Consider the following 15,673-nt stretch of genomic DNA (forward strand, 5'->3'; position numbering starts at 1 on the left):
GGCGCATCGCCCGGAAACGGGTGCGCCTGTCCAAAGGCTCGTCGGAAAATCTTTCGATTTCCCTTCCGTCACGTCATGCCCTACCACGTCGGGCAAGAGGAGACAGGACGGAACCCCACAGTCCAATTGGGACTTTATGCATTTTGCAGCGCTTTCGGCAAGCGCGACCGGGCGACGCGCGCGCCAAGAGGGGCGCCGGGCGAGCGCCACATATGCCGCGCTCACGCCCTTTCCCCGGCGCCAAATCCCTTCATCATTGCGCCCCTGCGCGCGGAACGCGGGCGCGAAACCCGGCATACCCCCCATCCGCGTCGAACAGGTAATCGAAGCGGTTGAGCAGGCGCACGGAGGTGTTCACGAAGGTCACAGGCCCCTCGCGGGGCACCAGAATCACCCGGACCGGGGCGACCGGATCGCCCGCATTGCCCACCACCAGGTCATAAGCGGGGCCCGTGCCGTGCCCGAGCAATTCGATTTTCAGGCGAGCGCCAGGCGGGAGAACGGTCTTGCCATCGGGAGCCAGGACGGTCTGGCCCTCCAATTGGGGCGCGGGAAGGGTGAGATACATGGTGTCGACGCCCGTATCCATGAGGACGGTGCCGCACGCGGGGGGCTGACGGTCATTGAGGGACAGACAGGCGGGAATGGGCGCCCAGTCCGGGGCATTCGGGTTCCTCTCCAGCTTGGCGAAGGTGAAGCCTTTGCCAAGCTCCGCGGTGAGGCCCACATGAATGCCCTGCTTGGTCACCACATAGCCCCGGCGCATGGCGCCGGGAGCCTGGGCTGTGCCCATGGCGGGCAGGTTCAGGAGCGGATTATGGTCGGGCGTGCCGCTGGGCTGCTTGTCCTTTTCCCGGGCGAAGCCGATGCCCACCATGGCGATGTGCGTGGGATTGACGCGGACGCGGCAATTGCGCGCCGACTTCAGGCAATCCACCCGGCGCACCGCCAGGACGGGGATGGGGCGGCTGGTCACCTGCGCCCCGTTGGGGCCGGACAGAGTGACGGGCGCAAGCACCCAGTCGCCCCGCATGATTCGCCCCGAGCTGGTGTAAGTCAGCGCTCCCGGACCCAGGTTTTTCAATTGCGACAGGTTCGGGATTGCCCGCGCGGCCACCACCACGCCCGTGGACCCCGTATCCAGAACCGCCCTCATGACCGGCCCGCCAAAGGACAGCCCCACCATGGGCGGCCGCAGGATAGGCGCGGATGCCAGCGGCGCATTGAGATAGGGCAGGAAGATGCTGTGCGTGCTGCCGGACAGGTCCGGCGCGCCATCGCTGGCGTGGGCTCCGGCGGGCAGAAGCCCGGTGAGCGTGAGCGCCAGGAGGGCAGCTCGGGCGCACACGCGGCCCGCCCCGCGCCTCGCCCCGCGGGCTGAAAGCTCAAGCTTCATCGTGAGATACCGCATCTGAAGAGGCTTGCTCCCGCGCCCGGCTGACCGCACTGTGCACCTTCCTGATGCAGGATCATGGCAAACATGCGCACGGAAATTACAGGATCCACGCTTCCCGTCCTTCAGGTCACACTCAAGCCAGGCGAGACGCTCATCGCCGAAACCGACCGCATGTCCTGGATGACGCCGAACATCGCGCTGAACACCACCACCGCCACCGGGGGGGCTGGCGGCTTTTTCGGGGCGCTGGGGCGGGCTGTGGCCGGGGGCGGCCTGTTCATGACCGAGTTCACGGCCGAAGGCAGCGAGGGCCTCGTGGCCTTCGCAGCGACCATTCCCGGCAACATCCTGGAAGTGCCCATTTCCCACGGGCGCGGCTATTTCATGCATCGCCACGGTTTCTTAGCCGGCGCCCACGGCCTGTCCGTGGCCATCGGCTTCCAGCAGAGCCTCGGCTCGGGCCTGTTCGGCGGTGACGGCTTCATCCTCCAGAAGGTGACGGGCGACGGGTCGGCCTTTGTGGAACTGGGCGGGGAGATGATCTCCTACACGCTGGAGCCCGGACAGAGCCTCCTGGTCCACCCCGGCCATGTGGGCATGTTCGAGGAGAGCGTGAACTTCGAGATCACCATGATGCGCGGCGTGCGCAACGTGTTGTTTGGCGGCGATGGCCTGTTCCTCGCCCAGTTGACCGGGCCAGGGAAGGTGTGGCTGCAGTCGCTCACCCCCTCCAAGCTGGCCCATGCCCTGCGGCCCTATTTGCCCAGCGCAGAGCACCGCTGAGCCAGAGGCCCCTCATCCGCGCCGCCCTCACCCGTGCATGAGGGCGGTGACATGGGCGGCGGCGGAACTGGCGAGGCCCTCCAGGTCATAGCCCCCCTCCAGGATAGACACGACCCGGCCTTCCGCATGCTTATCGGCAATGTCCATGAGCCGGCGGGTGGCCCAGGCGAAATCGGTGTCCACCAGGCGCAGTGACGCCAGCGGGTCGCGCACATGGGCGTCAAAGCCGGCCGAAATGATGATGAGTTCGGGGCCGAAGGCATCCAGGCGCGGCAGGATGCGGCTTTCCATCGCTTCCTTGAACTTCGCGCCATCATCGCCCGAGCGCAGCGGGGCATTGACGATGGTGTTGGCCGCCCCCGTCTCGCTCACGGCGCCAGTGCCGGGGTAAAGGGGCATTTCGTGGGTGGAGCAATACAGCACGCTGTCATCCGCCCAGAAGATTTCCTGGGTGCCATTGCCGTGATGCACGTCGAAATCCACCACGGCCACACGCCCAAGGCCATGCACGGCCTGGGCATGCCGGGCCGCGATGGCGGCCTGATTAAGCAGGCAGAAACCCATGGGCCGGCGCGTCTCGCAATGGTGCCCCGGCGGCCGCATGGCCACGAAGGCGTTGTTCACCTTGCGCGCCACCACCTCGTCCACCCCATAGCAAGCGCCGCCCACCGCCCGCATCACCGCCTCCCAACTGCCCGGCGTCAGGACGGTGTCGGAATCGATGCGCACCAGACCTTCGGCCGGAATGGCCTCGGCCATGGCATCCACGAAATCGGCCGGATGCACGCGGATCACGTCGTCCCGCTCCCCCAGCGGCGCGCTTTCGCGCTGCAGGTTGGAGAACTTCTCCTGCTCGAAAATGCGGTCCAGCGCCCGCAGCCGGTCCGCCCGTTCGGGATGGCCGGGGGGAGTCGCGTGCAAAAGACCGGACGGGTGCGTGATGAGAAGCGTGGACATCGGCGTTTCCGCCCTCTCTGTGGAGGTTTCTGGTGTGACATACCATATCCCACCGGCCGGGGAACGATTTTGAGCTGGCTCAAGGGGCGGCCGGGGTGTTCGCGCGGCCCTGCGCCGGGGACGCAGACGGGCGAATGTCTGCTATAGGCACGGCGCGACGAACCGGAGGATTTGCCCGTGCCCGCCCTCGAACTCGGCCTCGACACCTTCGGTGACCTCACCCAGGACGCGCACGGCGCACCGAAGGCCCATGCCCAGGTCATCCGTGACGTGGTGGAAGAGGCCGTTCTGGCGGATGAGACCGGCATCGACTTCATCGGCCTCGGCGAGCACCATCGGGACGACTTCGCCATCTCGGCACCGGAAGTGGTGCTGGCGGCCATCGCGGCCCGCACGCGCCGCATCCGGCTCGGCTCGGCCGTGACCGTGCTTTCCTCGGACGACCCCATCCGCGTCTTTCAGCGCTTTTCCACCGTGGACGCGATTTCCAACGGCCGTGCGGAGGTGATGCTAGGCCGCGGGTCGTTCACGGAGAGCTTTCCCCTGTTCGGCTTCGCGCTGCGGGACTACGAAACCCTGTTCTCCGAGAAGCTCGACCTGTTCGTTGCCCTGCTGGGCAATGGGCCGGTGACCTGGGAGGGATCCATCCGGCCGCCCCTGAAGGACCAGAAGGTCTTTCCGCCCATCGAGCGCGGCCGCTTGAAGACCTGGATCGGGGTCGGCGGGACGCCGGAATCCGTGGTGCGCGCGGCCCATTATGGCCTGCCCCTCATGCTGGCCATCATTGGCGGTGCCCCTGCCCGCTTCCGCCCCTATGCGGACCTCTACCGGCGGGCTCTCGCCGAGACAGGCAAGCCCGCCTTGCCCCTCGGCGTGCACTCCCCGGGCTATGTGGCCGATACGGACGAGGCGGCCCGCGACGAAGTGTTCGGCCCCTACAAGGCCATGCGGGACCGCATTGGCGCCGAAAGGGGGTGGCCGCCCATGGGTCGCGATGAGTTTGAGCGGGAGATCACTCACGGCTCGCTCTATGTGGGCGCGCCCGAAACCGTCGCCCGCAAGATCGCCGCCACCGCAGCTGCGCTCGGCCTGGACCGCTTCGACATGAAATATAGCGGCGGCCCCATCCCCCATGGGCGCCTCATGCGCTGCGTGGAGCTTTACGGCACCAAGGTGATCCCCCTGGTGCGCGACATGCTGGCCTGACCCTCCCGCCCGGCCGCGCGGTGCAGGCGGGAGCGGCCTCCTCTCGGTCTGCGCCCCTCCCTGACGCAAGGTCCGGTACGGCCAAGGTGACTCATTTCGGCCACGCCGGTGCGGCGCTCTGCGCACGCAAGCGTGAGGCGGCCGACCCTCGAAAACCGGAACGGCAGGCCCCACGTCGCGTTCACGTGGCGCCGGCGCGGGTGCGCCGGGGAGGGAGAACCGGCCGGATGACGGGCGATGGCAGACGGGTGAGCGTGGATTTCTGGCGGGGCTTCGCCCTGCTGACCATTTTCATCAATCACATTCCCGGGAACGTGGCCGGTCACTTCACCTATCGCAATTTCGGTATTTCGGACGCGGCTGAGCTTTTCGTCCTGCTCGCCGGCATCTCTGCCGCCTTCGCCTATCTGCGCCCCTTCGAGCCTGGCGCCCGGGCGCGCACAACCGTCCGGGTGTGGCTGCGCGCCTTCCAGCTTTATGTGGCCCATCTCGCCTTGCTGCTGGTGGCGGTGGCGGTGGTCGGGGGCTTCGTGGTGGCGACCGGCGATGAGCGGGTGCTTGAATGGTATCACCTCGATGTCATCAGCCAGCAGCCCATTGAGGCGCTGGTGGGCATGGCTTTGCTGAGCTACCAACCCGCCTATCTGAACATCCTGCCGCTCTATGTGGCGATCCTGTTGATGGCGCCGGTGCTGATCTTGCTCATGCGGGCCTCGATCGGCCTGGGACTTGCCGTATCCTGCGCGCTTTATCTGGCCACTCAGATGACGGGGCTTGCCCCCACCGTCTGGCCCAACAGCGGCACCTGGTTCTTCAACCCCTTCGCCTGGCAGTTCCTGTTTGCCTGCGGGCTTGCCATCGGGCGGCTCATCGACACCAGCGCGCCCCCGGTGGCGAACCGCATTCTGGATGTGCTCGCTCCCGCCTATCTGGCCGCGACACTGGTCTGGGCGCTGGCGGGCTTGCCCATGCCGGCGGACCTCTCTCCCCTGCCCCCCTTCCTCTGGGACTTGGACAAGACCAACCTGGCTCTGCCTCGGCTCCTTCACGTGCTGGCGCTGGTCTATTGCGTCTCGCGCCTGCCGCTGGAAGCAGTGTTCCGCTCAAGCCCGGCGGCCCAGCCGCTCATCGTGATGGGGCGTCACGCCTTGCCTGTTTTCTGCCTCGGAACGGTGCTGGCCCTGGCTTTGCAAATCCAGCGAGCCGTTTACGATGGGGGCGTCTTGTCCGACCTGCTCATCGTGGCGGCGGGCTGTGCGATCCAATGGATGCTGGCGTGGGCGCTGGAATGGTACCGATCCGGTCTGAGGGCGGCATCCGGGAGATCCGCGGCCGCATCGTGACCGACGCGCGCGGACAAAACCGGGCACGCCCCTTGCGCGCCCTTGGCCTTGTGGCTGGCCTGCTGGCCTGCCTCATGGGCACTCCGCTCGAGGCCGGCCCCATCTCGGGCACCTGCCGCGTGCCCGATGTCTACCTGACCTTTGACAGCGTCCTGTCACGAACGGAGCGCCTCATTGATCGGGCCGCACCGGTGCGGATCCTCGTCATCGGGCCGCAGATGGACAAGGGAGCCTTGTCCCAGAAGAAACTCACCAAGCTGGAGCAGGAGCTGGCCCAGCGCCTGCCGGAGATCCACTTTACCATCACCCAGGAGGAAACCGTCCCCGGGCTGGCGCGGGAGGATTTCGGCCGCATCCGGCAGGCGGTGGAACGGGCCCAGCCCGATCTGGTGGTCTGGCAGGTGGGCACCGGGGACGCGCTGGCGGGAACCGACCCATCCGACTTCTCCCGCGCCCTCGATCAGGCGGCGGAATGGCTGCGGGGCCGGGACATCGACCTGATCCTGGTGGACCCGCCCTTCCTGCCCAATGTGCCCCATGAGGCGCGCTATGGGCGCATCGTGCAGCAGATCGACAAGGTGTCGGACCGGGAGCGCCTCAACGTGCTGCAGCAATATGGCGCCACCACCTATCTCTTCTCCTCGCCCCAATCGGGTGCGCGGGGGACGAGCGGGCGGCTGTGCCTGCCGGAGCTACTGGCCGAAGCCATCGTGCGCTCGGCGACCCGCTGAGGCCCCTCCTCCTCTCCCCTGAAACGACTTCGGCCCGCCAGGGGCGGGCCGAAGCATGTTTACTGCAGCGGTGGGGCGATCAAGCCTGGCTGGCCGCCTTGCGGCCCAGCGCCGCCTGGGCGGCAGCGAGGCGGGCGATCGGGACGCGGAAGGGCGAGCAGGACACATAGTCGAGGCCCACCTCGTCGCAGAACGCCACCGACGCCGGGTCGCCGCCATGCTCGCCGCAGATGCCGAGCTTGATGTTGGGACGGGACTGACGGCCCCGCTCCACGCCGATCTTCACCAGCTCGCCGACGCCATCTTGGTCGATGGAGACGAAGGGATCCACCTCCAGGATGCCCTTCTGGACGTAGGGTCCGAGGAAGGTGCCGGCATCGTCGCGCGAGACGCCGAAGCAGGTTTGGGTCAGGTCGTTGGTGCCGAAGGAGAAGAATTCGGCGGCCTCGGCGATCTCCTTGGCGCGCAGCGCGGCGCGCGGCAGCTCGATCATGGTGCCCACCTGGAAGGTGAGGGTGGCGCCGGTCTCGGCCTCCACGTCCTTGGCCACCTTCTGGATGACGGCGTTGACGATGTCGAACTCCGCCTTGGTGGCGATGAGCGGCACCATCACTTCCGGCACCACCATCTCGCCGGTGCTCTTGGCTGCAATCACGGCCGCCTCGAAGATGGCGCGGGCCTGCATTTCCGCGATCTCGGGGAAGGCGATGGCGATGCGGCAGCCGCGGAAGCCGAGCATGGGGTTGACCTCATGCAGCTCCTTGTTGCGGCGCTCGATGCGCTCAATGTCCACGCCGAGGCTCTTGGCCACTTCCTGGGTCTCCGCCTCGGTGTGGGGCAGGAACTCATGGAGCGGCGGGTCAAGCAGGCGGATGGTGACCGGCAGGCCCTTCATGATCTCGAACAGCTCGACGAAGTCCGCCCGCTGCATGGGCAGCAGCTTGGCGAGGGCGGCGCGGCGGCCGGCCTCGTCGTCGGAGAGGATCATCTCGCGCACGGCCAGGATGCGACCGGCATCGAAGAACATGTGCTCGGTGCGGGACAGGCCGATGCCTTCGGCGCCGAAGGAGCGGGCCATGCGGGCATCGAGCGGAGTCTCCGCATTGGCACGGATCTTCAGGCGACGCACCTTATCGGCCCAGCCCATGAGGGTGGCGAACTCGCCGGACAGCTCAGGCTGCTGCATGGGCACTTCGCCCGCCAGAACCTGGCCGGTGGAGCCGTCGATGGTGATGACGTCGCCCCGCTTGAAGGTGCGGCCGGAGACGGTGAGGGTCTGCGCGGCATAGTCGATGCGCAGGGCGCCCGCGCCGGAGACGCAGGGCTTGCCCATGCCACGCGCCACCACGGCGGCGTGAGAGGTCATGCCGCCACGGGAGGTCAGGATGCCCTCAGCCGCATGCATGCCGTGGATGTCCTCCGGGGAGGTTTCCACGCGCACCAGGATCACCTTGCGGCCCTGGCCCTTCATGGCCTCGGCCTCGTCGGCGGAGAACACGATGGAGCCGGAGGCGGCGCCCGGCGAGGCCGGCAGACCGCTCGCCACCACGTCGCGGGGGGCCTTGGGGTCGATGGCGGGATGCAGCAGCTGGTCGAGAGCGGCCGGGTCGACGCGGGAGATCGCCTCTTCCTGGGTAATCAGGCCTTCGCTCGCCAGCTCAACCGCGATCCGAAGCGCCGCCTTGGCGGTGCGCTTGCCGGAGCGGGTCTGGAGCATCCACAGCTTGCCCTTCTCGACCGTGAACTCCAGGTCCTGCATGTCCCGGTAATGGTTTTCCAGCACATTGGAGATGCGCTCGAACTCCTTAAAGGCTTCCGGCAGCGCGGTCTCCATGGACGGCTTGTCGGAACCGGCTTCCTTGCGGGCCTTCTCGGTGAGGTCCTGCGGCGTGCGGATGCCCGCCACCACGTCCTCGCCCTGGGCGTTCACCAGGAACTCGCCATAGAGCGCCTTCTCGCCGGTAGAGGGGTTGCGGGTGAAGGCCACGCCCGTCGCCGAGGTGTCGCCCATATTGCCGAACACCATGGCCTGCACGTTCACCGCCGTGCCCCAGCTCTCGGGGATGGTGTGCAGGCGGCGATAGGTGATGGCGCGCTGGTTCATCCAGGAGCCGAACACAGCGCCGATGGCGCCCCACAGCTGCTCATGGGGATCCTGCGGGAAGGGCTTGCCCAGCTCCGAGAGCACCTTGGCCTTGTAGTCCACCACCAGCTTCGCCCAGTCGTCGGCGCTGAGGTCGGTGTCCAGGGTGTAGCCGTGCTGGAGCTTATAATTGTCCAGCAGCTCCTCGAAATGGTGATGGTCGACGCCCAGCACCACGTCGGAATACATGGTGATGAAGCGGCGATAGCTGTCGAAGGCAAAGCGCCGGTCGCCGGCGAGCTTGGCCACCGCTTCCACGGTCTCGTCGTTGAGGCCGAGATTGAGCACCGTGTCCATCATGCCGGGCATGGAAGCGCGGGCGCCCGAGCGCACCGACACCAGCAGCGGGTTCGCCGGATCGCCGAACGACTTGCCGGTGAGGGCGCCCACGTGGGCCAGAGCCACTTCAACCTCGCCCTTCAGCTCGGCCGGATAGGTCTCGCCGTGGGCATAATAATAGGTGCAGACCTCCGTGGTGATGGTGAAGCCGGGGGGAACCGGAAGGCCCAGATTGGCCATCTCGGCGAGGTTGGCACCCTTGCCGCCGAGCAGGTTCCGCATGTCGGCTTTCCCCTCGGCCTTGCCGTCGCCGAAGGAGTAGACCCATTTCGTCATCTGGAGATCCCTTGGGGTGGACACGCTGTACAGGAAGACTGCGCGGTTGCTTTAGCTCGCGCGCGGCCCGCCTTCAACTGCACTATTTGCCGATCCGCGGCTCAATGTGGCACGAGGCCCAAAATTCCAATCAGAATCAGATAGATCGCCACCAGAATATTGAGCAGGCGCGGAAAGAGCAGGATCAGGATTCCCGCCACCAGGGCCACAATGGGTTGAAGGATCACCAAGTCGACGGTCATGCGATTTCTCCTTGAGAGAGTCGCGGGGCCGTCCCCGGCCTGCCGCAAAGGTCCCGCCCGATAAGACGATCGGGGCGCAGAATGGTTCCGGCGAGCAGGCGTGACCTTTCACGGCGCTGTGAAACGCACTCCATTGCCATGCAGCCCAGGTCCGTGCCGTCATGTCCTCACGCAGCACGCTTTGCGCAGGCTTTTTGCCAGACGGGGGACAGCCATGGGGTGGGTTTCCGCGGTCGCAGCATCACGTAAGGTCATGCCGAAACTCGCGGCCCTGGCCTGCCTGGCCCTTTCGGGCTTTGCCGCATCGCCGGTCCTCGCCCAGCCGGAAAAATGCCCGCGCATGGTGGCCGAGGCCCCGCCCCGGCTTATTCCCGCGGCGTTCCGGTTGGCGGCCGTGGAGACCGGAGAGGTCCGACTGACCTTTGTCGGCCACGCCACCTTCCTGATCGAAAGCCCGGCGGGCGTGACCATCGCCACGGACTATAACGACTATGTCCGCCCCGCCATCGTGCCCATGGTGGTCACCATGAACCGGGCACACGACACCCATTATACGAACAGTCCCGATCCCGGCATTGCCCATGTGTTGCGGGGCTGGAACCCGGATGGTGGCGCGGTGCACCACGAGCTGACGCTGGAGGATGTGTGGATCCGCAACGTTCCCACCAATATCCGCCAGGGCGCCAGCACCCTTTATGACGGCAATTCCATCTTCGTGTTCGAGGTGGCCGGCCTGTGCATCGCCCATCTCGGCCACCTGCACCATGTGCTGACAGCGGACCATCTGGAGGCCATGGGGCGCATCGACGTGGTTCTGGCGCCGGTGGATGGGTCCTACACGCTCGACATCGACGGCATGCTGGAGACTCTCAAAGCCATCAACGCCCCCCTCGTCATTCCCATGCACTATTTCAGCAGCTGGGGCCTCGATCGCTTCCTGAACCGCCTGAGCCAGGACTATGCGGTCACGCGCTCCGCCTCACCCACAGTGATGCTCTCCCGCGCCACCTTGCCCACCAAGCCCACCATCCTCGTGCTGCCGGGGAGGTGAGGCTCCCCCTCAGAGCTCAGCCCCGGCGGCATGCCGCTCAACCACATCGAACGCGCACATAATGTGATAAAGGCTGCTGGCCCGGGTCGGCTCGATCACAGGACGGGCCTGCGCATCGATATGCTCCCACCAGGCCCCAGGCACCGGGTGGTCGAAAAAGCGCAACAGTCCCCGCACGGCGCGGGCGACCCGATCGAGAGCGGCCAGCCGTTCGGCCTCGGTGCGGGCCAGGGTCGCCATGGCCACATGCGCCTTGATGCGCTCCGTCTGCGGCCAGAGCCGGGCGCGGTCGTCGCGCACGGTCAAGTCTGCGTTCAGCTCATTGAGCGCGAGATCCCGGAGCGCATCGACGCCGTGGGTTTCCGCCAGATCCACCAGACGCCGCGCGGCGGCCAGCGCATCGGGGCGGCCCCGCAGGCGGCCCCAGCGGGTTAGCAGCCAGGCCCATTCAAACTGATGGCCTGGCTCCACGATGGAGCCCGCATGGTCGGTGAGCGCGGCCCAGTCGCCGTCATAATACTCCTTGAGCGCCCCGGTGGCTGGATCAAGAAAACGGGCGAGGCAAAGCTCCGCCAGCTCGTCCGCGAGTCCATCCCATGCCGCGCCACCTCCATTGGACCGCCAGGCCAGGCTCGCCTCGAACATGTGCATGTGCGGATTGGCCTTGAGCGGCAAGGTGCGGGGCACAGCCTCCTCGAAGCCGCGCACCGGATGCCGGAAGCCCTGCATGCGGGCGAGGATGGCCCCGGCGCGGGCGGAAAGCGCCTGGGGTCGCTCCCCCACCGCATGAGCAGCGGCCAGGCCGAAGAGCACGAAGGCGTGGTCGTAGAGGTCAAAGTCCCGGTTGAGAGCCCGCCCGCCCGGCTCCACCAACGGTACGATCCCACCCTTCCCGTCGAGATGCTGACGCTCCAGCGCGTCCAGGCCGTGCCGCAGAATATACCGCGCGGGGCCGCTCCAGCCCAATCGCTCCGCCGTGGCGAAGGCGAAAATCTGCCGCCCCACAACCCGGGCACGTCGCGGATCCTGCGTTGGCATCCCTTGCGGCGTGAGGCGCTCCACGAAGCCACCGGCCTCCCGATCCACCCCGCGCTCCGCCCAGAAGGGCAGCGACGTGTCGAACAGGAAGGACCCCAACGCGGCCCGCGCGGCCTGGAAACTGTCGCTCACCTGATCCTCCGCGCCGCCGTCGTCCGCTCCAGAGCTCCCGTCCGCATGCTCAGCGCATGGGCGCGGATCACCATGTGACGCCGGGAACCCGCACGCTGGCGGTCTGGAACCCGGCCTTCTCCACGATGAACGGCAAGAGACGCTCCATGGCATGGAGCAGCGTCCCGTCGTCCGGAAGCGGCTCGCCGGGAAAGTCATCCCATTGCAGGCCAAGGTCCATCAGGGGAGTGAGGGCTTGGGTTCGCGCCCAGAACATGGTGCCGAGCGGGAAGTCGAAATAATCTGGAAGATCGCCGATCCCCAGCTTGCGCGCGAGGCTCTGGGCAATCTCCTTGTTTTCGTTCCATCCCACCAGATGCGGCTCTTCGGCCATGACGAGCCCCAGATGCGTGTCCGTGCTGAACGCGCGCATGACGGTATCCAGCATGGCATGCCGGCCGCCGAGAAGATGTTCAAACAGGAAGGTCCGCCACGCCTCCCCCATAGCCGCATCGGTGCTGAGGCTCCGTTTGCCGTGAACATGGCCGACGACATCATAGTCCCCCGCCAGCGCTTTCGGCAGGAACTCCATGAGGAAGGGGCCGACATCCCGGCCGCGATTGTCCACGACGGTGACGTCCACTGCACGGGCCTGGTCGTTGAACACAGACCGGATGTGGCGCGCCTTCGCGTCCGTATCCGTCGTGATGAAGAGGTCGCATGCGAGACGGTTGCGCGAAAGCCGGTCGCGCAGATCGCTGGCGAGGTCGGCATAATAAAGATGGGCATGCAGGGCGCAGCGCTGCGGCAAGGTGTCGACACCCGCGCCGGGACTATCCGGCGCAAGAACCTTGCGCGACCAGCGGCCGCTGGGCCGGCCCGCCCGCAGCCAATGGGCCACGGGATGCTCCGAACCCGACACACACTCCGCCGCGTGCGCCTCGGCATAGATCTGCGGATTGAAGCCTTCGCAGGGGCGGCGAAACTGCGGGTTGGAGGACGGGTTCTTCGTCATGCCCATGACGGACCATTGCACCATGACCCGCCACTCGGCCTCGCCGGGGGCAAGGACCGAGGCGTCCGGTGGAATCGCCAGTTCCGTGTCCACCACCCCTTCCCGCTGCAGGGCGATCCAATCAGCGCGCGAAAGGGCAGCGGCGGCATCAAGCCCCCATTGGTGGATCTTCGCCACATAGGTGTCGAAGTCGAAGGCAGCCCGTCCGACACGGGCAACGTCCTGCCGGAGCAGTGACATTCCGGCCTTGTTGTCGGCGATGTCGCACAAGATCTGCGCCGCGCCATGGGCGTCCGCATGGGGCGCGATGAGGAAACGGGTGGCGTCGTCGGCATCCAGAATCTCAGCCGTCCCACACGCATCCCGAAAGCAGACGGTCGGGATTCCCCGTGAAATGGCATCGATAGCCACGTTCGGCTGCGGATCGAGCCGGGAACTCAGGAAGAAGGCGTCCGCTGCGGCATAGATGGGCTCAAGGTCCGCCACCGCCTTTACAATATGGAAACTGTCTCCGAGATCGGAATTTTCGATCTGATAGGCAAGGTAGGCTGAGTAGGCACTATCCTTCTCAGGATCATAGCCGTCCCCCACCCAGACGAATTGGAACGGGATATCAGGTCGCAGACGCCGCGCCGCCTGTGCCGCCCCAACGAAGAGATCAACACCCTTCCTCAATTGGACATGGCCAAGGCCAATGACGATAAAAGCATCCGCCAACTTGCTGCGATCCAGGCAGGCAGGGATTTTTTCAGGTTCGTCAGCTTCAGAATCCGACGCAGGAGGATCGTTTCGCCCTTGGGACAGAATATGAATACCTTGCCGCTCATCCAATCCCGGAAAAGCACTGAAAGACGACTTGGCCGATATCTTCGCCGGGAAGACCACATGCGAGGCCCAGTCATAGACATTGCGCATCTTCGCCAGCGGACGGGTATAGGCGGCAAACTCGTGCACGAGACTGACGACCGGAACGCCATTGCGGACCAAATCTGGAACAACAATCTGCGTCTCTATGCTGTTGGAGACAGCATAGGTGATGTTGTACTCAGATATAAGGCGTCGAGCGAGGCGCCGTGCCTCTGAGGGGTGCCAATCGTCCCAGGTGAGCGGCCCGATGCACACGCTGGACTCTTCGCGATAATTCTCCTCCAGCTCGCCGCCCCGCAGCAAAAGCGAAATGACGGGCGCCTTTGCGCGCAAACCTCTCACAAGGTTCCAGCCAAGGACAGGCGCGCCGGTCCGGGAGGCTTCGTGAGAGATAACGAGAACCGCTGCGGCATCCGCCTCAGGCAAGGGAGGAAAGCTCAACCGATCGACGACAGAAAGCCCTCTGCGCCCTTCAAGACGCCCATGGTGCTCGTAATGATAAAGCGGGGAAATGCCCGCCTGCGCAATGTCGGGATACCGTTCGCAATAATATTCCGGGTCAAATCCGGGCGCGCAGGACCATCCCAACGCCTCACCGATCACCACATAATGCAACGCAGGATCAACGCCTTCCGGAAGACGCCGACCATAATACATCGGATCAAAGATCTGGGACTTGCGAACGAGCTCGGCCCGAGCCTGGGCTTCGACCTCGTTGGCGGGCAAGGAAAACCCGGCGCTGGTCAGGGAAATCCAATGAAAAGCCGGCGGACCCTCGAGACCAGATGCCGCATAATACGGCCAAATAAAGTCACCATCAAATCGCGCGTTCGGCGGCACGCCGATGCGCCAGCCCACGTCCGCGTAATGGGCCACGGGATCGATAAGGTGCGGGCGCCCGACGGCGTTCCTGTAGAACTCCAGATCCACAAAACCGTTTAGTTCCAGTAGTGCTCTGAAACGCGCGTCAAGCTCAACCCCGTTCATCGTGGCCCCACTTCAACGTATCCAACGCGGTCCGTAAATCTTCCGACGAACCCAGGTCCTGGTCGCCTTCGGCAAAAGACGCATGCCCGAAAACCGCATGACCGTTTCGACCGAACCACGCGTATGCTCAAACAACTCACGCCAAGCTTCCGCATCCACCTGCGATACTTGCCCCTCGCGCCCCATCCTGGCAACGGCGCGATGGTCCTCCTGAAGACCCGCCCCACGCATCTTCTGCATCAGGGAGGCCTGGATCCGCAGGGACAGGCCAGCGGCATCCTTTTGTGACTGAAGCGTTACGATCTGGGCTTGTAAAGCCTTTACCGTGTCCCGAAGAAGGGCCACCTCGCCCTGATCTGCGACATCCTTCGGTCTTTTTCCCGCCGGAGCAGCGGACCCGGCGACCTCGGGGTCGACTGCGGGCGCGGAGAGCACCGCGGCTTCGAGGGACGAGGCGAGGTCGGCCTGCGCCCGCTGAAGCTCGGCCTCCAGCACCAACAGTCGTTCGGTCGCGGCGAGGAGATCACCCTGCGCCTGCTCGAGCTGCGTGGTCCGCTGGTCCAGCTTGCGTTGGATGGCCGCCCTCTCGCCCTCCTCGGCGCGGGCCTTGTCCAGGAGCGCCTGCGTGCGGGCCAACTCGGCGCGCGCGGCCTCCAGATCCCGGAGCACGGCCCGGTGCTCGCTGGTCACAGTGGACAGATCGCGGGCAAGATCAGCCGTGCGGCTGAGATGCTCCCGGTTTGCGCTTTCGGCCACCTTCAGGCCATCGCGAAGGCCGGCGATGACCTGCTCCGCCTCCCGTTGTCCGGCGGCCAGCTTCTGCTCCAAATCGGAAGCGCGGCTGTGCTGGACCTTCAAAGCCTCGCGCGCCTGGGTCAGATCCCCGCGCAGCGCGGACGTGACCTGCTCCGCCTCCCGCTGCACGGTGGCCAGCCTCTGCTCCAGATCCGAGACGCGGCTGTGCTGGACCTTCAAGGCCTCCCGCGCCTGGGTCAGATCCCCGCGCAGCGCGGACATGGCCTGCTCGGCCTCCCGCTGCCCGGCGGCGAGCTTCTGCTCCAGATCGGAGGCGCGGAGATGCTGGACCTTCAAGGCCTCCCGCGCCTGGGCCAGATCCCCGCGCAGCGCGGACATGGCCTGCTCGGCCTCCCGCTGCCCGGCGGCGAGCTTCTGCTCCAGATCGGAGGC

11 protein-coding genes and 1 pseudogene are annotated in these 15,673 nt (G+C 66.1%); 5 read left to right on the forward strand and 7 right to left on the reverse strand.

The genetic code is table 11. From position 1 onward, the window contains the following. Positions 1-253: 253 nt before the first annotated feature. The gene (locus ACT54L_RS02865) at positions 254-1,348 is read right to left on the reverse strand and encodes a hypothetical protein (protein ID WP_476084023.1); all 1,095 of its coding nucleotides are present in this window, start codon (positions 1,346-1,348) and stop codon (positions 254-256) included. Positions 1,349-1,480: 132 nt separating this feature from the next. Here ACT54L_RS02865 and ACT54L_RS02870 point away from each other — a divergent pair, with 132 nt between their 5' ends. Continuing rightward, positions 1,481-2,179 carry a TIGR00266 family protein gene (locus ACT54L_RS02870; protein ID WP_476084024.1) on the forward strand — a complete coding sequence of 233 codons (699 nt, stop codon included), beginning with the start codon at positions 1,481-1,483 and terminating at the stop codon, positions 2,177-2,179. A 27-nt stretch (positions 2,180-2,206) separates the two neighbouring features. Here the strand turns inward: ACT54L_RS02870 and ACT54L_RS02875 are convergent, their stop codons facing one another. Continuing rightward, the gene (locus tag ACT54L_RS02875; protein WP_476084025.1) at positions 2,207-3,136 is read right to left on the reverse strand and encodes a histone deacetylase family protein; all 930 of its coding nucleotides are present in this window, start codon (positions 3,134-3,136) and stop codon (positions 2,207-2,209) included. Positions 3,137-3,313: 177 nt separating this feature from the next. Here ACT54L_RS02875 and ACT54L_RS02880 point away from each other — a divergent pair, with 177 nt between their 5' ends. The 3 genes from ACT54L_RS02880 to ACT54L_RS02890 all read left to right on the forward strand — a co-directional run bounded on the left by ACT54L_RS02880 (position 3,314) and on the right by ACT54L_RS02890 (position 6,416). Beyond that, on the forward strand, positions 3,314-4,342 hold the full coding sequence (locus ACT54L_RS02880; RefSeq protein WP_476084026.1) for an LLM class flavin-dependent oxidoreductase: 1,029 nt from the start codon (positions 3,314-3,316) through the stop codon (positions 4,340-4,342). Between the two features lie 227 nt (positions 4,343-4,569). Next, a complete protein-coding gene (locus tag ACT54L_RS02885; protein WP_476084027.1) occupies positions 4,570-5,685 on the forward strand; it encodes an OpgC family protein in 1,116 nt (371 codons plus the stop codon). Further along, the gene (locus ACT54L_RS02890) at positions 5,682-6,416 is read left to right on the forward strand and encodes a GDSL-type esterase/lipase family protein (protein WP_476084028.1); all 735 of its coding nucleotides are present in this window, start codon (positions 5,682-5,684) and stop codon (positions 6,414-6,416) included. Before ACT54L_RS02885 ends, ACT54L_RS02890 begins: the two co-directional genes overlap by 4 nt. Before the next feature lie 79 nt (positions 6,417-6,495). Here ACT54L_RS02890 and ppdK read toward each other — a convergent pair whose 3' ends face one another. Next, positions 6,496-9,174 carry a pyruvate, phosphate dikinase gene (gene ppdK / locus ACT54L_RS02895; RefSeq protein ID WP_476084029.1) on the reverse strand — a complete coding sequence of 893 codons (2,679 nt, stop codon included), beginning with the start codon at positions 9,172-9,174 and terminating at the stop codon, positions 6,496-6,498. 101 nt (positions 9,175-9,275) lie between these two features. After that, positions 9,276-9,416 carry a DUF3096 domain-containing protein gene (locus ACT54L_RS02900; protein WP_209101257.1) on the reverse strand — a complete coding sequence of 47 codons (141 nt, stop codon included), beginning with the start codon at positions 9,414-9,416 and terminating at the stop codon, positions 9,276-9,278. A 253-nt stretch (positions 9,417-9,669) separates the two neighbouring features. Here ACT54L_RS02900 and ACT54L_RS02905 point away from each other — a divergent pair, with 253 nt between their 5' ends. Then, on the forward strand, positions 9,670-10,467 hold the full coding sequence (locus tag ACT54L_RS02905; protein ID WP_476084030.1) for an MBL fold metallo-hydrolase: 798 nt from the start codon (positions 9,670-9,672) through the stop codon (positions 10,465-10,467). 9 nt (positions 10,468-10,476) lie between these two features. Here ACT54L_RS02905 and ACT54L_RS02910 read toward each other — a convergent pair whose 3' ends face one another. From ACT54L_RS02910 to ACT54L_RS02920, 3 genes and pseudogenes are all read right to left on the reverse strand, one after another. Next, a complete protein-coding gene (locus ACT54L_RS02910; protein WP_476084031.1) occupies positions 10,477-11,637 on the reverse strand; it encodes an AGE family epimerase/isomerase in 1,161 nt (386 codons plus the stop codon). 67 nt (positions 11,638-11,704) lie between these two features. Then, positions 11,705-14,485: a rhamnan synthesis F family protein gene (locus tag ACT54L_RS02915; protein ID WP_476084032.1), complete on the reverse strand. Its 2,781-nt coding sequence runs from the start codon at positions 14,483-14,485 to the stop codon at positions 11,705-11,707. A 12-nt stretch (positions 14,486-14,497) separates the two neighbouring features. Beyond that, positions 14,498-15,673, reverse strand: a pseudogene (locus tag ACT54L_RS02920) (hypothetical protein); the annotation flags it as partial.

This window comes from Aquabacter sp. DMC10, from assembly GCF_056314145.1.